The sequence below is a fragment of the Nitrosomonas sp. Nm34 genome (assembly GCF_900113925.1).
GTDB lineage: Bacteria > Pseudomonadota > Gammaproteobacteria > Burkholderiales > Nitrosomonadaceae > Nitrosomonas.
Genome location: NZ_FORD01000006.1, coordinates 1 through 17,621, shown reverse-complemented (window position 1 = coordinate 17,621; position 17,621 = coordinate 1). Strand labels below are relative to the sequence as shown.

General features: G+C 49.4%; 20 protein-coding genes. 12 read left to right on the top strand and 8 right to left on the bottom strand.

Annotated features, from left to right (window positions below):
- The first annotated feature begins 296 nt into the window (after window positions 1-296).
- From BM283_RS03990 to BM283_RS03960, 7 genes are all read left to right on the top strand, one after another.
- The gene (locus BM283_RS03990; protein WP_090689902.1) at window positions 297-1,622 is read left to right on the top strand and encodes a SulP family inorganic anion transporter; all 1,326 of its coding nucleotides are present in this window, start codon (window positions 297-299) and stop codon (window positions 1,620-1,622) included.
- A 115-nt stretch (window positions 1,623-1,737) separates the two neighbouring features.
- Window positions 1,738-2,148 carry a universal stress protein gene (locus BM283_RS03985; protein ID WP_090689900.1) on the top strand — a complete coding sequence of 137 codons (411 nt, stop codon included), beginning with the start codon at window positions 1,738-1,740 and terminating at the stop codon, window positions 2,146-2,148.
- A gap of 696 nt (window positions 2,149-2,844) precedes the next feature.
- Complete coding sequence (locus BM283_RS03980; RefSeq protein ID WP_090689897.1) at window positions 2,845-3,276, top strand: glycine zipper family protein; 432 nt, start codon at window positions 2,845-2,847, stop codon at window positions 3,274-3,276.
- 72 nt (window positions 3,277-3,348) lie between these two features.
- Window positions 3,349-3,705: a HopJ type III effector protein gene (locus BM283_RS03975; protein WP_217646431.1), complete on the top strand. Its 357-nt coding sequence runs from the start codon at window positions 3,349-3,351 to the stop codon at window positions 3,703-3,705.
- 1 nt (window position 3,706) lies between these two features.
- Complete coding sequence (locus BM283_RS03970) at window positions 3,707-4,753, top strand: NAD(P)/FAD-dependent oxidoreductase (protein WP_217646430.1); 1,047 nt, start codon at window positions 3,707-3,709, stop codon at window positions 4,751-4,753.
- A complete protein-coding gene (locus tag BM283_RS03965) occupies window positions 4,728-5,306 on the top strand; it encodes a tRNA 5-(aminomethyl)-2-thiouridylate-methyltransferase MnmM (protein WP_090689892.1) in 579 nt (192 codons plus the stop codon). Before BM283_RS03970 ends, BM283_RS03965 begins: the two co-directional genes overlap by 26 nt.
- A 40-nt stretch (window positions 5,307-5,346) precedes the next feature.
- Entirely contained in the window at window positions 5,347-5,658 is a 312-nt protein-coding gene (locus BM283_RS03960) for a pyrimidine/purine nucleoside phosphorylase (RefSeq protein WP_090689890.1), read from the top strand.
- 20 nt (window positions 5,659-5,678) lie between these two features.
- Here the strand turns inward: BM283_RS03960 and BM283_RS03955 are convergent, their stop codons facing one another.
- The 7 genes from BM283_RS03955 to BM283_RS03925 all read right to left on the bottom strand — a co-directional run bounded on the left by BM283_RS03955 (window position 5,679) and on the right by BM283_RS03925 (window position 14,619).
- A complete protein-coding gene (locus BM283_RS03955; RefSeq protein ID WP_090689888.1) occupies window positions 5,679-7,160 on the bottom strand; it encodes a protein adenylyltransferase SelO in 1,482 nt (493 codons plus the stop codon).
- Window positions 7,161-7,360: 200 nt separating this feature from the next.
- Window positions 7,361-7,858 (bottom strand): ribonuclease HI, encoded by a 498-nt coding sequence (locus tag BM283_RS03950; RefSeq protein ID WP_090689886.1) that lies wholly within the window; start codon window positions 7,856-7,858, stop codon window positions 7,361-7,363.
- A 71-nt stretch (window positions 7,859-7,929) separates the two neighbouring features.
- Window positions 7,930-9,408: a flavin-dependent monooxygenase QhpG gene (locus BM283_RS03945; RefSeq protein WP_090689885.1), complete on the bottom strand. Its 1,479-nt coding sequence runs from the start codon at window positions 9,406-9,408 to the stop codon at window positions 7,930-7,932.
- Window positions 9,392-10,801: a radical SAM/SPASM domain-containing protein gene (locus BM283_RS03940; protein ID WP_217646429.1), complete on the bottom strand. Its 1,410-nt coding sequence runs from the start codon at window positions 10,799-10,801 to the stop codon at window positions 9,392-9,394. Before BM283_RS03940 ends, BM283_RS03945 begins: the two co-directional genes overlap by 17 nt.
- A gap of 43 nt (window positions 10,802-10,844) precedes the next feature.
- A complete protein-coding gene (locus BM283_RS03935) occupies window positions 10,845-11,669 on the bottom strand; it encodes a hypothetical protein (protein WP_217646428.1) in 825 nt (274 codons plus the stop codon).
- Window positions 11,662-13,080, bottom strand: a complete 1,419-nt coding sequence (locus BM283_RS03930; protein ID WP_217646427.1) for a hypothetical protein — start codon at window positions 13,078-13,080, stop codon at window positions 11,662-11,664. Before BM283_RS03930 ends, BM283_RS03935 begins: the two co-directional genes overlap by 8 nt.
- 6 nt (window positions 13,081-13,086) lie before the next feature.
- Window positions 13,087-14,619: a ferritin-like domain-containing protein gene (locus BM283_RS03925; protein WP_090689879.1), complete on the bottom strand. Its 1,533-nt coding sequence runs from the start codon at window positions 14,617-14,619 to the stop codon at window positions 13,087-13,089.
- A 463-nt stretch (window positions 14,620-15,082) separates the two neighbouring features.
- Between BM283_RS03925 and BM283_RS03920 the strand changes: the two genes are divergently transcribed.
- Window positions 15,083-15,874 (top strand): Shedu immune nuclease family protein, encoded by a 792-nt coding sequence (locus BM283_RS03920; RefSeq protein ID WP_090689876.1) that lies wholly within the window; start codon window positions 15,083-15,085, stop codon window positions 15,872-15,874.
- Window positions 15,875-15,997: 123 nt separating this feature from the next.
- On the opposite strand, the gene BM283_RS19840 is transcribed toward BM283_RS03920, so the two are convergent.
- Window positions 15,998-16,135 carry a hypothetical protein gene (locus BM283_RS19840; protein ID WP_254776144.1) on the bottom strand — a complete coding sequence of 46 codons (138 nt, stop codon included), beginning with the start codon at window positions 16,133-16,135 and terminating at the stop codon, window positions 15,998-16,000.
- On the opposite strand from BM283_RS19840, the gene BM283_RS20465 reads away from it, so the two are divergent.
- From BM283_RS20465 to BM283_RS18625, 4 genes are all read left to right on the top strand, one after another.
- Window positions 16,103-16,177, top strand: coding sequence for a hypothetical protein (locus tag BM283_RS20465; protein WP_368086402.1), 75 nt, complete (start codon window positions 16,103-16,105; stop codon window positions 16,175-16,177). The two genes, BM283_RS19840 and BM283_RS20465, sit on opposite strands and share 33 nt — an antisense overlap.
- A gap of 94 nt (window positions 16,178-16,271) precedes the next feature.
- Window positions 16,272-16,757 carry an antitoxin Xre/MbcA/ParS toxin-binding domain-containing protein gene (locus tag BM283_RS03910; protein ID WP_090690112.1) on the top strand — a complete coding sequence of 162 codons (486 nt, stop codon included), beginning with the start codon at window positions 16,272-16,274 and terminating at the stop codon, window positions 16,755-16,757.
- A complete protein-coding gene (locus BM283_RS03905) occupies window positions 16,757-17,215 on the top strand; it encodes an RES family NAD+ phosphorylase (protein WP_090689874.1) in 459 nt (152 codons plus the stop codon). The genes BM283_RS03910 and BM283_RS03905 overlap by 1 nt, the downstream gene beginning before the upstream one ends.
- Window positions 17,216-17,250: 35 nt before the next feature.
- Window positions 17,251-17,412, top strand: coding sequence for a hypothetical protein (locus BM283_RS18625; RefSeq protein WP_175492018.1), 162 nt, complete (start codon window positions 17,251-17,253; stop codon window positions 17,410-17,412).
- Window positions 17,413-17,621 lie beyond the last annotated feature (209 nt).

Here is a 17,621-nt window from a genome sequence, read left to right as displayed (position 1 = left end):
TCTGCAGTTCGTCTTCGCATCAGTTTTGATTTGGAAGTGGATTACGTGTCACTATCAAGGAATATTTAACATTGAGTCATAGGCGAAAAGTTGGCGTGATTCATGAATACTCCAAGTTCATCATGCAGTAGCTGAGTTGATGAGCTTCCTCTTTCAAAGAAAACCGTCAGCTATTAAGAGTCTTTAGTGAGGACGGACTTCAGATATAGATGTCATAAGCCAGTTTTTATTTAAGCTCTGGCAAAAATGATGGTTTGTAGTTAGTTATTTACAATTTTGTAGGAGAAAAGGAGTTTATGTCCAAATTAACGGAAAACGAGTCTCTAGATAGGGAACTTGTTACTTCGACAGGTTCTGCCGCTTTTCAGTCTCAATATTTTCTGCGTGATACTGCTGCGGGTGTGATAACGGGCGCCATGGCAATTCCTCTGACGATTGGGATTGCAATTATGTCAGATTATCCGATTAAGGTAGGCTTGGCAACTGTGGCTTTCGCCTGCCTAATCGGCTGGATTAATGCCTGGCTTAGACCAGGCAATTTTATTGGAGCACCTGGAATTGCGGCAGGGCTCGCTCCGGTGCTGGCTATGGGCGTAGCCACTTTTGGGTGGGAAAATATGGCATTCTGTATTTTCTTGACTTCGGTAATGCAAGCGATCATCTGGAAATTTAATTGGCAACGATTTTTACTCGTCGCGGTTCCGGTTTATCTGGTCGAAGGCCTGTTAGCTGGTGTTGGACTAAAGATACTATTGAAATTCTCAGAGTTTACTTACGAAATACCTGAAGAACTGGTTACTGAAACTTTCTGGAATGCTGCGCGTATCCAGATGGCTGCGATTTCCGCGGTAGGTCTCGCATTATTTTTATTCTTGTTTTCCAAGTTCAAAGATACTCAACCCGCTATTCCTTATTTCGTGCTGATTATTGGTGGAGCATTGCTGGCGCAATTTATTAATGTGCCTATGATAAACGTGGAAGATATTGATCTTCATTTTAAGCTGCCGTTACCTCAAGCTGATGTAACATTTCTCATGTTCGGTTATATGGTGCTTTTCTGTGCCATGCTGGCCATCGTTGATGTCATCGAGCAGGTCATGAGTAACGCTGCCATTGAGAAAATAGATCCGCTAAAACGTAAGACAAACAGCAATAATAGCTTGCTTGCTATCTGGATTGCGAATTTGGGCTCAAGTTTCTTCCATGGAATGACCAACCTGGACGGTCTGGCTAAGAGTACGACTAATAAGCTGGCGGGTGCTATGACTAAGTTTTCGGTTCTGGTTATTGGTGGGGTAGTATGCTTTTTTACCTTCAATCCGCATTATCTCAATTATCTACCGAAATTTGCTCTGGCGGCGATTATGATGTTTACTGGCTATAAGATGATTGCAGGGCTGGTACACGTCACGCACCATGGTCCTTATGCACTCATATTGGCCATTTTAACCGGCGGCCTGGTTTACAAGGTGGGTATTTTTGAAGGTCTATTGATTGCCATGGCGGTGCACGGTGTCATACATTTTCTGGTTTATACCAACCATGACCATATTCCAGGTAAAGAAGTCATCAAACGTTATTTTGAAAATTTAAAAAAAGACAGCAGCAGTCATTTACAGTAACTATCTCTAAAATATATTTAAATATTGGATAAGTAAATTATTCATTGCTTTGCGGACGGAAAGGCCAAAACGTCGTCCGCGAACAAAATAAATTTCAATAAGAGGGGTAGAGTTTATGTACAAAAAAATAATGGTCGCTGTTGATGGCAGTGATGCTGCTCAGCAGGCACTGGAAGAGGCAGTTAATATTGCCAAAACTTATAATGCAACCTTGCGTATTGTCCATTGCATAAGCGGTGATACTGAAGTTGATAGAGGGGCAGGTTTAGAGATATTGAAGCGTTCCAAATCAAATATTGACGCTCTAAGCGTAGAGACCAGCCTTTTAAAGGCTGAAGCTGAGTATGGTTTGGCGGGTATTGTTGATGCGATTGCCGCTGCTGTTTCTGAATGGGGAGCAGACTTGCTGGCAGTAGGAACGAGTCACCGTCAAGGATTAGAGCGTTTTTACATTGGTTCGGTTGCCGAACGGCTTGTTACCAAAGTAAATGCTTCTGTGCTGTTGTTTCGCCCAAAAAAAGGATAGAAGGCAATTCTATTTCTAAATCAAGCCTGATTTTATCGTGGCTTTCCGTTTGCCGTATTATTTACGGGTGCCTCTAAAAATTCAGAGATCTGAATAAAACCAGGCGAGAATAAAAAATGTTGACGCAGCTTATCACTGATAGGTAAGGAAGCATTTTTTGTGAACCGCGAAGCGGATGCCCACAAATATGATTTTTTAGAGATGTCCTTATTCTGTCTGTGGCTTACTTTCGCATCATGTTTGATTTGGAAATAGAATCATTTATAAACAGCAGTTCACAAGGGAGTGATAGCAATACCAATAATGGGTAAAAAATTACTCTGAAATCATCGCATCCGTAACAGCCAGAAAAAATGGCTGCAATTAATCAACCTGTGTTCAAGAAAATTAAAATATCTTCTCTCCCTCCGGTTACAGCTTGTAAATTTATTTGCCGATTAAGCCATTCAGCAGGATCGTCTCGTTCTGCTTTACCTTTTATTCCGTTTCCCAATCAAACATGACACGAAGGCGAGCCGCAGACAATATCAATAATACGGCAAGCTGAAGCCGACAAAGTCAGGCATGATTTAGAAACGGAATTATGGATGATTATGGATAGAAAAATAGAATATAGTGGGTTGGGAATAACTCCATTACCCTGTAAAGTTCAAGCTATACTTGTTCAATCAGATATATTGGTAGGTAGGGAACGCAATGAAGTTAGTAATGATGTTGAGTAGTGGATTGATATTGCTATTGCTTTCAGCTTGCTCCAGCATGCAACCTATCTTGTATCCCAACACGCATTTTTTGTCGGTGGGGAAGGAGGTTGCGGAACAAGATATCAATGCGTGTGAACAACTCGCCAAATCAGCTGGGGCTAAGGAAAAAAGCTATGGCAAGAGTGGTGATGTTGCTTCAAGTACCGTGATGGGAGCAGGGGTTGGAGCTGCGAGCGGTGCTGCTGGCGGAGCTGTGACCGGCGCAGCAGGTACGGGTTCCATGGTAGGAGCGGTCAGTGGCGCTGTGTGGGGACTGATGAGAGGGTTGCTTTATTCGCAACCCTCGCAACCTGATCGGGCTTATGCTAATTTCGTTAATCGCTGTCTGCAAGAGAAAGGCTACGAGGTGACCGGCTGGCAATAATTGCCGCTTGCAGGCCCAGGTTCTATCATCCAGAATACCTTAATAGTAATGCACTTTGAGAGTAATGGTTTAATGTTGAATGATTTTATCGATCGTGTTAAAGCCGGCCAGGCGGTTGATTTTAAAGAAACGATGGCAGTGATTGCAGAAGCGTATGATTACCAGCCGACAACATTCAGCAATGGTCTTCACCAGCCATTAATGAATGAAGCCGGGCACAATGAAGGCTCGTGCAAGATTTTTGCCTTTGCCAAACTGCATGGATTAAATCAGAACCAGACCTTGGTTTTGTTTGGTGATTATTATCGTAAAGATGTGCTGGGAAATCCTGCTGGTCATGATCACCAGAATATCCGCATTTTTATGCGCGATGGTTGGGACGGTATTGTTTTTCAAGGCGAGGTGTTAACTGCCAAGCAGGCCGGTTGATGTGCTGATTGTTGGTCAGGGCCTGGCTGGCAGTTTGCTGGCCTGGGAGTTGATCCGCCAGCAGGCTCGTGTCATGGTGATCGATAGCGGTGAGACCAATGCGTCGCACGTCGCTGCCGGACTGATCAATCCAGTCACCGGTAAGCGGCTGGTCAAAGCTGCTGAAATCGAGCAATTATTACCGGCTGCCATGGATTGCTACCAACAACTGGCGTTAGCATTCAAACAGCAGTTTTTTGTGCCGATCCCCATGCTACGCCTATTAAAAAGTGAGCACGAACGGCATATTGCCCAGCAAAGGCTGATACAAGCCGAGTATCAAGCATTTTTAACGGATGAGCCATCTTGCCCTCCTGGTATTAACTCTGCTTTTGGCGTGCTGCAGCAGCTGCAGACCGGCTATATAAAAATTCGCCAGCTACTGAAACGTTTGCAGGATTTTTTTGTGGCGAATGGCTGCTACCGGCAAGCCAGGTTAGATTACCGTGAGATCATGTTCCAGCCGCATTTGCAGTGGCAGGATTGGCAGCCACGGCACATCGTGTTTTGCGAAGGTCATCAGGCGACAGTCAATCCCTGGTTTGGTAAATTACCGTTCCAACCGGTGAAAGGAGAGATTCTCCACTGTAAAACCCATGCAGTATCTCTGACCCGGATTCTCAATTTCGGGTATTGGATGATTCCTACCGAGCCGCATCAATTCAGGCTAGGGGCGACTTTTGATTACACCCATCTAGATACGCAACCTACTGAGCGTGCCCGTCACCAGTTGATACAGGCTTTGACTGAAGTCTATCCCGGTTTACACCCGGTTGAGATTGTTGAACATCAGGCAGGTATTCGCCCAGCCACGCAGGATAAACGGCCTTTTATCGGTTCCCATCCAGTCTACCGCCAGTTGCATATTTTCAACGGCTTTGGCGCCAAAGGTAGCCTGGCCATTCCCTGGTATGCGCAGCAATTTGCCGCAGCTTTGAATCAGGCTGCATTCATCCCCGACACCGTGCATGTGCGGCGTTATTATGACTCGCATTTTCCCTCTGCCTGAAACAGCGCATCACATCGTTCGCCAGCATTTACTGCAGGGAGGCAGTGCAGTCGATGCCACTGTCGGAAACGGACATGACACGACTTTTCTAGCTCAGTTAGTCGGTGACAGAGGGGCTGTGTTTGGTTTTGATGTGCAGATTCAGGCCATAGGCGTTACCGCACGGCTATTACAGCAGCGGGATTTGCTGCACAGAGTTACGCTGATTCACGCCAGCCATTCCTTGATGGATCAGTATATTCCGCAAACATTCCACGGCCAGATACAGGTGATTATGTTTAATCTGGGCTATTTACCAGGGGGAAATAAAAGCATTATTACCCGAGCTGACTCGACTTTGACAGCTATTGAGATAGCTTGTCGGTTGCTCACCACACAAGGGATTGTGACCGTGCTGGCTTATCATGGTCATGTCGGCGGCGATGAAGAAACCCTGCACCTGAGCAGATGGTGTCAACAACTTGATCCGCGTCATTTTCAGGTCGATACGGTGCTGAGCCATTACCCAAAACCTCATGCGCCACGACTTTTTGTGATCCGGAAAATGAATTGATCTGTTATCATGCCCAATTTTTCAACCGTAAAGCATCGTTATGTCAGACTTCACACATGTCACTGTCGTCAAGCGAGCCAACGTTTATTTCGATGGCAAAGTTAACAGCCGAACCCTTATTTTTGCCGATGGCAGTAAAAAAACCTTGGGCTTTATGCAGCCGGGTGAATACACCTTTCATACCGCTGATCCTGAATTGATGGAAATCCTGGCCGGTGAACTGGAAGTTCGCCTGCCGGCCTCTGGTTGGCAAAGCGTCAAAGGCGGGGAAGCTTTTAACGTACCCGCGAATAGTGAATTTACCATGAAAGTAAAAACTCCCACTGATTATTGCTGCTCCTTCCTGAAATAACGCATTTGCGGCAAGTAAAATTAAGTGCCACAGAAGGTCTGACAGACGCGTTCTGACGGTAGCGGAGGAGTGCGGTAATCCTGATACTCCGGTGCGTCGGTGTAGGGCGCTGTAACTGCTGCCAGCAGTCGTTGCAGCAGAGAATAATCACCCCGTTCTGTAGCTGCTGCCAGTGCCGCTTCAACCTGGTGGTTGCGCGGATGGATCGCAGGATTATGCGCCCGCATCAAACTCACTGAAGCCTGCCTGGACTCGGCCTGACGCAATAATCTCACCTGCCAGCGTCCATGCCACTCTATAAACTCGGCATTCTGGAATAGGGCATCTTGCGGCATAGTGTCCGCAGCCAGTGCGCGCAAGGTATTAGTGTAATCGGCTTGATGCTGCTGCATCCATGCCAGCACGGTTTTGATCAACTCACTATCCTCTGCTTCTTCAGTAAATAATCCCAGCTTTTTGCGCATCCCTGTTAACCAGTGGTGCTGGAAGATAGCGGAGAAAGTATGGATCGCTTCTTCCGCTAACGCGACTGCTTTCTCTTGGTCCCGGTGTAGCAGCGGTAATAATGTTTCGGCGAAACGTGCGAGATTCCACTGTGCTATCAGGGGCTGATTGCTATAGCGATAGCGACCATGCTGATCAATCGAGCTGAAAACGGTGTCCGGATCATAGGCATCCATAAAGGCACACGGACCATAATCAATCGTTTCACCACTGATGGTCATATTATCCGTATTCATCACGCCGTGAATGAAACCCACCAGCATCCATTGTGCGACCAGCGAGGCCTGACGTTGTATGACATTGTGCAACAGCGCAAGGTAGGGATTTTCAGCCGCGGCAACATCGGGGTAATGCCGGTCGATAGTATAATCGGCCAGAATTTTGATCGCTTCACTATTGCCCAGCCGCGCAACATATTCAAACGTACCCACCCGAATGTGACTGGCAGCCACCCGCGTGAGTATTGCACCGGGCAGCAGGGTTTCGCGTATGACTGACTCGCCGGTGGTGACTACGGCAAGACTGCGCGTAGTGGGAATATTGAATGCATGCATTGCCTCGCTGACGAGATACTCACGTAGCATCGGCGCCAGTGCTGCGCGGCCATCGCCACGCCGTGAGAATCGGGTTTGACCAGAACCTTTTAGCTGGATGTCAAATCTGTCCCCTGTGGGCGTAAGATGCTCACCCAGCAATATTGCTCTCCCATCACCCAGCATAGTGAAATGGCCGTATTGATGGCCAGCATAGGCTTGCGCAATAGGCTCTGATCCGTCAGGCAGCACATTACCGGCAAACAGCAAGGCAGCCTCTTGTTCGGACAGCATGTGGAAATCCAGTCCAAGCGATGCCGCGAGCGTATGATTCAACATCGCTAACTGTGGAGCGCGCACTGGCACCGGGTTCAGACGCGCATAAAAAAATTCTGGCAAACGGGCATAGCTGTTATCAAACTGCCAGCCGACGCTGTCCTTCGCATATTTTCTATCTGGGTTCATGTGATCTTATTGTATTCATTTAATCCGACAATATCTGTCAAAACGGGAATTGCCAAGCGAATCATTCCGTCTCCGAATCAGGCAAGGTGAAGCGAACCAGGTCAATTTAGAGCTGGAATGGAATAAGACAGGGCGTGGAAACTTATGTTCCAATGAGAGCCTGCTCTTTTCACATACTTTATTCACTCTCTACATCTCGATTAACGATTTTCTCGCAACGCACGCCTGGATGCGCGATCAACCAAACTGAACAGTTTGTCGATCTCATCTTTCTGATGAGAGGCTGAGTGACCTGCCACCTTCACAAACCTGCAATTGAGCCTGGCATGCAAGCGGTAAAATGCCTGGTAGAGCTCATAATTATTCAGTGGCTTGTTTTTACCTGAGAAAAAATGATTGTGTTCAAGACGGGCGCGCCTCCCCGGCAGACTCATAATATTTTGTGAGTCGGTATAAACCACCAAAGGCATATTACCAGCATCAGTTAAGTTAATGGTTTCATACGTTTCATTTAGCGCCCATAACAACGTTTGCAATTCCAATCTGGTCGAGCTGGTTTGTTCAAAGCGCTTCACTTTCACCGCATTTTTTAGCGTTTCTATCGGCGTAACCAAGTCAGCTATCGCAAAGTAAGCACCATACCCTGTTTTTGATTGGGTATTGACACTGCCGTCGGTAAAAATATGGATGTGATTCAAATCGTTATAATCTGAGCAGAGTCAATGAATAATATTGATGTGAGTACAGATTCTAACAGAACCTGCCTGATTTAGTGGGTAGCTTCCAGCAAGCCACGCTGCCACAGCCACTCCAGTAAGCGCCGTGCCTTGTGGATACTCATCGATTGGCTGAGTAAACCCAGTACTGCAGCCAGCGTCGGCTGGTGCCACAAGATAGCTAGACGTGGCAGCAAGGCCTCATTTTCCAAAAATGCAAGGGGAGATTCCAAATGCGGATGCTGCAATGCAGGCCATAGTTGCACTCGATCATTCATCACACAGGGTGCTTTGATGACTTTCACATCGCGACTAAACCGGATCGCTTGATGCTCGCGTAAACAAGGCTGCCGCTTCAGTTCCGGCTGGCGATAATTTTGCAGATGCGAAAATTCCTGTTGCAACGCATCGAATAGTGCATGGGTGCTGGCATCTGCAGTTAACTTGAGCGTATCGGGATAAGGCACGGCCCTCTCGCGCCAGAATGCGTGGTGGCTACACCAGACTTGCGCGTAATACCGTTGCGTCCATAAGCTATGTCGTGCACAAGTTTCAATTAAACGCCGCTGGAAAAACTCACGTGCCAGTTCATGGTGGGAGGCTTGTTGAGTATGATGAACAGTGTGAATTGCAATCACCGCCTGCAGGGAAAAGCGCATTGCTTTTTCCACTCCAGACGATGAAATAGGATCTAATGCAAAGGCCGCATCGCCGAGCTTTAAGCAACCTTCCTGCCAACTGTCATACGCCAGATAGGGCGTGGCGGAGCAAGCCTGTAAGCGACCCACAAACGGCAGCCCGGCGATGGCCGCGAATAATTGACTGGAGGCACAATTTGCACGCAGCCATACTTCGGGGCGACCTGGCATCAATTGATGTTGCGTGGCCGGGTCGCACAGCAGCATCACACGGTAACGTTTGTCGGGTAGATGCGTACCCCACAGCCAGCCGTGTTCGACGGCTTCTACTTGCGTCAGATGGGCTAGCCCAACGGGTATATCAGCATGGGCAAGCTCGGCCCAACTAGCTGATAAACGCGGCGCACACGCGATATGCTGGGCACTGCGACCGCGTGCATCCAGAATGAAGCAAGCCTGGATCTGCTGCTGGCCGGCCGGAGTCGCAAAGTTCAATTGCCAGGCACCGGCCTGACCGCTTACGCTGCTCAGGGAGGCAGGCTGATAAACTTGCACGCCACGCTCGCGCGCCAATCGCAACAGCGCGGCATCAAATGCTGCCCGGTTGACCACGGCTGAATTTGAATGCGCCACGATCTCTGGCGTGTGGCTTTGCCAACACAAACGGGTTGGCAAGCGTGCGAGATGAGGCACTTTTTCCAGGGCTTGGTTGGCATCGAGGAAATCAATGATGTTCTTTACACCTGGCGTTAACGCTTCGCCAATCTGAGGTCTTGGCCAGCGTGGGCTGCGTTCGATCAGCGCTACGCGATAACCTAATTGTTGCAAGCGCAGGGCGGCACACAGCCCTGCCGGGCCAGCGCCCATGATAAAGACGTCAACCGAGGGGATCATTCGCGCTGGCTACACGCTCGGCCCCTGGATCAGTAAACCATGCAGGCGCCAATTGGTTTAAGCGCTGGTGCGCGCCAATGGTGTAATGCAACCAGCCTCGAATATAGTCGCAAGCGCTGCGTCCACGCGCCAATACTTCATGATGGCAGCCGCCTCCACATAAATAGCGCGCCCAGCAGGTATGGCAGGGGTGCTGCTGGTGTACATGACGTTCCGCCAGCCACTGGGTTTGTCTTGCCGGATCAACTCCATGCGTCAAATCGCCCATTTTCCCTTGCTCATCGCCGACAAAGCGATGACAAGCGGATAGTTCACCCTCAGCCGATACGCCGAAATACCCCGCACCTGCGCCACACGGATACGGGCGATGCGTACCTCGCTGCAATTCACGCAGTGCATTCTGCATATTCATAAAGGGATAGCGCTCACCACGCAACACATGTTGTTCAAACGCCAGACCACAGGCAATCATTCCTTCCAGCATATTCGTCATATCATCCGGCCCCATTTCTGCCTGTCCATTGGGGGCACGCAATAACGGTGAAAAACCGACACTATGAAATCCCATGCCAATAAACAGGTCCAGTGTGTGCGGCAAATTCAGATTAAAGGGGGTAACGGTGACACGTGCTGATACTTGCATCTGGCGCTGCTTTTCCAGCAAGGGCGCAAGGCGTGTCACAATTTGATCAAATGAACCTTTGCCGCCTTTGAACGGGCGCAGGCGATCATGCTGCTCGGCCGGTCCGTCTAAACTGACCGTCACTGCAAAACCATGCTGTTCAAAAAAATCAGCGTCTTCCCGCTGTAATAAACTGCCATTAGTCGTGATTGAGAAATGGCAGCGGATGTCACGTTGAGCCGCCTGGGCTCGCGCATACTCGGTGACCGTGCGAAGGACTCTGCGATTGGCGAGCGGTTCGCCGCCCATGAAAGCCAGATTGACCTTCGAGCCGGGTGCCGCTTTCGCCAGCAGCAGATCCACTGCCTGCTGCGCAGTCGCTAGCTCCATGTTCTTTGCCCTGCCACCAAATTCGCCTTGCTGGGCATAGCAGTAGGTGCAGCCAAGATTGCATTTTTGTGCAATTGCCAGTGAGAGCGCGTGGATAGGAGGGGGCGCAAGCGGTGCATCATCAATGAGCGGCGCAGCTTGCAGGCCATGCCAGGCGATCAAGCTTTGCAGTACACGGACATCCGTATCGTGCAACGCGGCACGGAATTCAGTCGCCAACTCTGGCGGCAAATGATAAAGACGGCTGCCGTTGACCAGCAATAAGTGCGCACCGTGCGCATCCTCAACCAGATGCGCATCCGGGTGGTGCGGGCGCGAGGTGGTCACAATGTGCTGCGTGAATGCAGCCGTAAAGCTGGCGTCCATGGATGGGATGGTCATGGTTTAATCCACCAAAAGGATGATGTGCGGTGTCAATCGATTATTAAGATTTATCCGCATCCTTTCCCCGAATGATAAATTGCAAATGTTGTTGCCAGGCCAGGAATAAATCATCGTATGACCAGAGTCGTGTATCAGTTCTATTGTCGGGAATATAGTTGCCGGTTCGTTTTTTGGCGAACCACATGTCACCTTGGCTCAAACCATCGGAACCTACTTCTACATTGACATAATCCGGCCGGCTGGCCGCCCAATAATAGCAGGCACATTCGCGGTAATCATTCTGCCATGGCGAGCACAAACCCTGCGTCAATTCACCCGGCTGCAGCAGATCTTCTGATAGCGCGGCCGTATTGGGCGTGAAAAATACGCGCAATTTGAGTGGCACTTTGATGGTGTCGGCACCGTCAGCCAGTACTTCCGTATCTGCATGCTGGTGCGCGGTGAATTCACACTCAACCATTTGCCCTTGCAGATGCATAATGCGCGCCAATGAATTCGACCATTCCATGAACGATACCGCATTCGGGTTAGTGCTGGTAGCGAGCGTGCTGGAATCGCCGTCAGGAAACACCGGACCGCTGGTGGGCACCATCGCATCGAAGCCGGCAAAACGCAATAAACGCCGTGTCACCAAATCGTCGTATTTCGGATCTTCAGCCGCAATCACATAATTATTATTTTCGATCAGCACAATACCTTCAAAGGCACGCCGCCAGACATTACGATAATCAAATTCCAGACCAGGGAAGCAATTTGAAATCGCGCTACGCGGCAATACTGAGGCCGGGTTACCGGCGCCACGATGATGGATTTGCGCCGTCAGATTACTGGCGCTGAGGGCAGGGGTCATTTTCTTCTCAGTCATCTTTAGCTCCCTTATGGATTGGATTAGCAGCGGCAAACATCGCATTTTTTGCGGCTTTGGTCACCATATCGATATGACGCCGTGTCAGCGTCAGGCTGCGTCCATCTGCACCTCGCATCAAGGCAGGCATCTTGCGCAAACCCTTGGCGGACAAATCGCCGATTTCTTCCGGCTGGCGCAGCAACTGGGGAAACCAGGGCGCCCCTCCAGCCGTCAGGACGCTGAATACACGTTCATGCAACGCACGCAATGCCAGATTATCCACCAGCGAACTCGCGGCGATGGGTTCATAGTAACGCTCAAAATCATTGGTATTTTGCCGCACCATGGTGCTTGCGGTATTGAGACGGCCATTTACCGGATTGCCGTTCATCACGGCCGTATTCATCAGGCGCACCGATTCCAGTGCGCGCAACACCAGTTCTGTTGCATCGTCAAGCGAGACTTCTTCCTCGGCTACGCTTGGGCCATATAGAATCTGCTCCATTTCATCCGAAATGACGCGAACGGGCAGGGTATCCGGTGCATAGGCGGGCGGCCCTGCACCGATATGCCCTTGCGCCCGCAATTCGTTGCCATCGGCCAGCTTCAATATGACGCGGACCACCCCATCACATTCATCATCGAAATACCCCCAACTGACATGATTGCCGGCATCATCGTTGTAGCCGGCATAGATCTGGGCGGGCATGGTCAGTTCCGGCCCGAGATTTTCCTTATAGCCGCGCCAGGAACCTTTATTGCAATCGTATAAAATCAGGTCTTCATTGTGAATGAACACCGGATCATCTTCCACCTCAGTGTCTGAAATATGGCGCTTCAGGCTGGCACCATACACTAATCCTTTGGCAGGTGTGAAACGCAGGCGTATTTCTGGAAAGTTTTCAGTAGGCTTGATGAATTGCACATGACCAAGGGGCAGCGTTTTATTGGGCAGGAAATTGGCACATTCACCCTTCATTGGATGAAGTTTATGATCATTTAACTGGCTGATTCTGGCATAAATCCTGTCATTTTGGTTGTTGGTACGGCGGTAAATTTTAATATTGCCGAGTTCCACTTCCCAATACACATCCTGCAACGTCAAATTTTCAGCTTTTAGCAGATCGACTGTCAGCGGTACTAATTGATCGGGCTGATGGCTGGTGCGGGCATACACTTCGAGAAACGGGGCAACTGGCCGCACCAGTTGGTTATCATCTTTAAAACGAATGCTCTCCGGCATATAACAACGCGTAATTTCACCGCTTTGTGGATCAACCTGAAAACTGGGGCGCGGTACGATACGACGGTAATCAAAGAGATTATCCGGATTGGTTTCCAGCTCGAAGGCTTCCAGCGGCTCGGCGGCGCCCCCTAAGCGGGCAATGGCAAAGGGCGGCAGAATACGTAATTCCAGAATGGGCATCATTATCTCCTAAAGCAGTGCACGATCGATATCGCCGGACAGGATGCGGGTCGCTATTTGAATCATATTTTTGTCAGCTTCACGCAAGGTCGATAAAAACGGATGACGTTCAGGCGGGGCGAGCCGGAATAGCGCTGCAATCAAATTTTCTGCGGCGCTCAACAAATCCAGGTGTGCTCTCCAGCGATTAGCTTCTCCGAATGGGCTATTCAGCGTATACGGTATCTGGAACGGTGGACCAGCGAAACCCGCTTTCGGATCAGTGGCTGAAACCGGCAACTGCATCAGAATTTCTGAAATCGCACGCAGGTTATACATTTCACCAAACGTCGCGTTGACTATGGTACCGCGCGGCGTGACTAAACCGGCCACATTCAAGCCGCCATATAACGTGAAGCTATGGATTAAATAGTTCAACAGCATACGGTAACGCAGGTTGTGCAGGGTCGCCCACAGAGCCGATTCCGGATGAGTAATGGGAGTAGCCGGACCGTTACTCAACGCAGGATCATTATTCGGATCAAGGGAGACATACGGATTGATGGCCACTTTACGCGAAGCCGACCAGGGTGCAGCGCTGGCACGATAGCCGAGATGTGCGGCGGGATACAGTTGATTCCATTTTTCTTCGGAAAAATCAGCCGGGCGCGCTTGATCCCATTGGCAGGTATCGCAGGTTTGCTGCGTCATTTTTTCCCGCATATCGACATAAATACGCAGAAAGCGCACAAAATGTGAAGGATCTGAACCCGAAGTGGCTTCCCCTTGCTGTGCGATCGCGGTGAGCGCGTTAACGACATCATCTCGGCAGGTGACCGGTGCCACCAGGACATCCGGGGTACTGGCCGGCTGAGCCCCCATGCTATTGCCCCGGTTACCTCCGTGGTAACCACGCCCCCATTCGGCCCAATTGGCCTGGCAGGGGTAGGTATCAGCCTGAAATGCTTCGTCCGATAGATAATTCGGATCCTTGACCAGTGGAATCAGCGTATTGAATAATTCCGATACCTGGTGAGGACTTGAAGTTTGCGAGTCGACCCGCCGCCGGATTTCATCACCCAGTTTACCCCCATCCCAATCCACTGGGGATTCGGCATACACATATTTAGCCAGCGAATCGAGCGTAAGAGGCTCCAACATAAACGGAAAAGGATAAAACGGCACATCCCACGGATAATCTTCGCGCTCCATATGCAGCGGCGCCCCGATCAAACGCAGGATATTTTGGACCGAAATCAAATGCCCCATTTCTTCCTTGGCGATGCCGAGAATGACCTCCTGCCAGCCACGCACTGCATCACGAAATTCCGGCGGCACCTGTGGTCCACCGAGGGAGTAGGCAGCATATAAGTACTGCACCATCAAACAATGCTCGATTTCAGCATCGATTGAGAGCAGAAACGCGATGTAATCACGCGGAGCAAATTCGAGGTTGAGTAAAGCAGAGGAAGGCAGGGTTTCTGCCTTGGCAAGCCTGAACGCCGCATGGGGTAGGAGTTTACCATCCGTGGCAAAATGGCGAAGAATCTGTGCAGCACGCATTACTTCTCCTTCGAGTAAAGCATATCCATACCGGATATGCAACTAGGTTAAGGAAGACAGTTAGAAACGCAGCACGGGGAGTACCATGAGCCTGGTTTCTTGTCTATAAACTAAAAAGAGTGTGCATGCTAACCGGTATATTGTAAGAACGCAAGAGTCGCTTGGTTCCTTGCTGTAGCATTTTTTTTAATGACAAATAGTTTCATGACAAAGTTCTTGAACTATTGGTTGCTTGAGTATTTCGCGTGTTATGTCATTTTCCAACCAATCTTGATGTGAATGCGAGCCGCGGACGGTATCAATCATGCGGCGAGGTGAAGCCGGCCAAGTCAAATTTGATCTGGAAGAGAAATAAGTCATCTATCGCAAAGTAAGCATATTCTCCCACTTTAGATTGTTCAGCTTGTGTTCAAGATCTTTGATATAAAGTGATGATTCACTAATTTCCTAATTGCGAAAGGGCATGATGAAAAAATATTGCAGTCCCCATTCAGTTACTTTTCTTTGGTTATGGATTTTGATTTTGGCCCTGCTTCCTAAACTCGTTTTTGCAGAAACGCTATTTATTGATAATAAAGGTTATATTTATGGCAGATTGAGTACGGTGAATCTGGAAAGAACTTCTAGCGGCGCCTACGTAGGGGACATCTTACTGGGCCATGACAGTACCACTTTCACCAGTGTTGGCAATCAACCTCCTAATTTAGTTTCTAATCCATGGGAGTTTTGTTTTAAAAAAGACCGTTATGAAGAAGTTGAAAACCTCATCGGCCATTACGTTGTGCTTGAATTCAAAACACCTAAAAGTAATGAACTGCTTTCTTGTTCCGCCACTAAAGAATTAGTCGCCATCCATCCGGTTGCGGAAAATCAAGTATTGGATCAAATGCATTTTATTGGAGACATCAATACGAATGATCAGGAAATTTCCCGTGGTGTTGAGTTTGGCAGAATAGTTAATGTCATTGAAAATAAAAATGGACATAGAAATTATTTTATGACAGTGCAGATGGGAAGCAGCGGAAATAGCTTTCGTCATTTTTTTATCGATGATCATGATTTATATAATTTTGCAGTCATAAGCCTGCAAGCAGGGGTAATGGCAAAAATTCATTATAGTGAACGGTTATTGATGAGTAATCCTTTTGGCCAGAGTGGCCTGAGTTCCATGGCATATGTCTCGGAAATCGAAATTGTTGGCGGGAAGCCGGGCGCTTCGGAACGAGAAATTGCTGGCGAGCAGTCTGACTCATAATATAACTGATAGGATGCAATAAGTGTAACGCATTGCACCAGATGGTGAGGTAGCACATACGGCGCAATGCCCGATGGTTATTGCGCCTTACGCGGGTTGCGTTAAGTTTCCGCATGCGCGCCATTACTGATGGATCACGCGACCTTGTTGGCGTTCGCAGCACACTGAGGCACGGAAACCAAGCCAACCCAGCGCGACCTGCCGCGCCTGACGCCGGCAGAGCAAGCGTTGTACGATAATTTGCACGAGTACCGTTTGCACAAGAATCTGCGGCTTGAACAGGAATGCATAGGCTTCGAGTGACTAAAAGCAGCGCTTGCGGCGCTCGCGTGAACTTATCAAGATAGAATCTCTCAATTGAGTTATGATTATTACTCAAATGAGTAAAGGTGACTTCATGGAAACAACACGCGCAGCAAAAGAAAAACTGGCTACCCCTGTCGCCGCAGAAACTAGTGAACGTACAAGCCCCAGCCAGGAATTTTCATGCTGGAGCAAGAAAATTCTCAAAAGCAATGCTGGCGAAAGAATACGCCTGATTCGGGCAGGCGTCGATGCAATGCTATTGGTCAAAGCCAGCGAATATTATGAAATGCCGCGCGCCAAACTGGCCAGGATTATCGGTTTATCGAGCGCCACGGCAGACCGCAAAATTAAAGCAGGTGACAAGCTGGGGTCAGCCGAATCGGAGCGGCTCACGCGCATTGCGCTGATCGAGGCAGAAGCAGAACAGGTGTTTGGTTCGGTGGAGCTGGCCAAACAATGGATGCTAAGCAACAATCTGGTACTGGGCGAATCTCCTTTGTCCTTGCTGGATACCGATGCCGGTTCTGCTGAAGTCCGGCGGATTCTGTCAGCCATTGCCCATGGCGGCGCAGTCTGATGCGGGCTTGGCGCATCGCCAAGCACAAATTTGCTCTGGATCGAAGCGGAGCAGGCGCATATCAGCATGGCGGGCGCTGGAATAATGCTGGCATGCATGCCATCTATGCTGGCCTGACGCCCGAGATCGCCGCGCTGGAAAAACTGATCCATACTGGCGATATTCTTCCGGCTGATCTGGTGTTGGTGCTGATTGAATTGCCAGATGATGCCACACTATACGAGACACTCGCCCTCGCGGCCTTACCGGCTGGATGGAATGAATTACCTAGCTCAGTCGCTGCCGCCAGCCTAGGCAGCAGCTTTCTCATGAAGGGAAAGCAGTTAGGCCTCATCATTCCGTCAGTAGTCATACCGGAAGCAAGCAATATCATGATCAATCCCCACCACCCAGACTTTACCAGCGTCACGATGAACATCGTACGCCCATTCAAGTTTGACTCCCGCTTCAGACCATGAGCAACGCATCCGTGCAGTAGCCTGCAGCCGCTGGCATGCAACCTCGATTCTATAAGGATTCCTCTGGCACACTAACTTGCCCTGATGGCAGGCTGGCGCAAATACGGCATCCTTGGCATGCGCCTTGCGGCGGGGACGTTGCGATTTTGCTGCATTTTCTGCATGGCTCAATCGGATACGTTCCAACAACACGCTGACGGGTTCGTTGTTGGTGTCTCGCGACACCAGCTTGTAGGGTGCAATAAGCGCGGCGCATCGCACTGGATGGTAAGGTAGCACATACGGCGCAATGCCCGATGGTTATTGCGCCCTAGTGTGCCCGGCATGGGTTAAAACTTGTTATCTGAGAGGAGATAACCGGAGTTAGTAACGACAACCGTAGTGAAACGCAAGGGGGAAACCGCGA

What these genes read in the sequence shown, in the direction of transcription:
- BM283_RS03990 (WP_090689902.1), top strand. Translation starts at nt 297, where the DNA reads ATGTCCAAATTAACGGAAAACGAGTCTCTAGATAGGGAACTTGTTACT.
- BM283_RS03985 (WP_090689900.1), top strand. Translation starts at nt 1,738, where the DNA reads ATGTACAAAAAAATAATGGTCGCTGTTGATGGCAGTGATGCTGCTCAG.
- BM283_RS03980 (WP_090689897.1), top strand. Translation starts at nt 2,845, where the DNA reads ATGAAGTTAGTAATGATGTTGAGTAGTGGATTGATATTGCTATTGCTT.
- BM283_RS03975 (WP_217646431.1), top strand. Translation starts at nt 3,349, where the DNA reads ATGTTGAATGATTTTATCGATCGTGTTAAAGCCGGCCAGGCGGTTGAT.
- BM283_RS03965 (WP_090689892.1), top strand. Translation starts at nt 4,728, where the DNA reads ATGACTCGCATTTTCCCTCTGCCTGAAACAGCGCATCACATCGTTCGC.
- BM283_RS03960 (WP_090689890.1), top strand. Translation starts at nt 5,347, where the DNA reads ATGTCAGACTTCACACATGTCACTGTCGTCAAGCGAGCCAACGTTTAT.
- BM283_RS03955 (WP_090689888.1), bottom strand. Translation starts at nt 7,160, where the DNA reads ATGAACCCAGATAGAAAATATGCGAAGGACAGCGTCGGCTGGCAGTTT.
- BM283_RS03945 (WP_090689885.1), bottom strand. Translation starts at nt 9,408, where the DNA reads ATGATCCCCTCGGTTGACGTCTTTATCATGGGCGCTGGCCCGGCAGGG.
- BM283_RS03940 (WP_217646429.1), bottom strand. Translation starts at nt 10,801, where the DNA reads ATGACCATCCCATCCATGGACGCCAGCTTTACGGCTGCATTCACGCAG.
- BM283_RS03935 (WP_217646428.1), bottom strand. Translation starts at nt 11,669, where the DNA reads ATGACTGAGAAGAAAATGACCCCTGCCCTCAGCGCCAGTAATCTGACG.
- BM283_RS03930 (WP_217646427.1), bottom strand. Translation starts at nt 13,080, where the DNA reads ATGATGCCCATTCTGGAATTACGTATTCTGCCGCCCTTTGCCATTGCC.
- BM283_RS03925 (WP_090689879.1), bottom strand. Translation starts at nt 14,619, where the DNA reads ATGCGTGCTGCACAGATTCTTCGCCATTTTGCCACGGATGGTAAACTC.
- BM283_RS03920 (WP_090689876.1), top strand. Translation starts at nt 15,083, where the DNA reads ATGATGAAAAAATATTGCAGTCCCCATTCAGTTACTTTTCTTTGGTTA.
- BM283_RS03910 (WP_090690112.1), top strand. Translation starts at nt 16,272, where the DNA reads ATGGAAACAACACGCGCAGCAAAAGAAAAACTGGCTACCCCTGTCGCC.
- BM283_RS03905 (WP_090689874.1), top strand. Translation starts at nt 16,757, where the DNA reads ATGCGGGCTTGGCGCATCGCCAAGCACAAATTTGCTCTGGATCGAAGC.
- BM283_RS18625 (WP_175492018.1), top strand. Translation starts at nt 17,251, where the DNA reads ATGCAACCTCGATTCTATAAGGATTCCTCTGGCACACTAACTTGCCCT.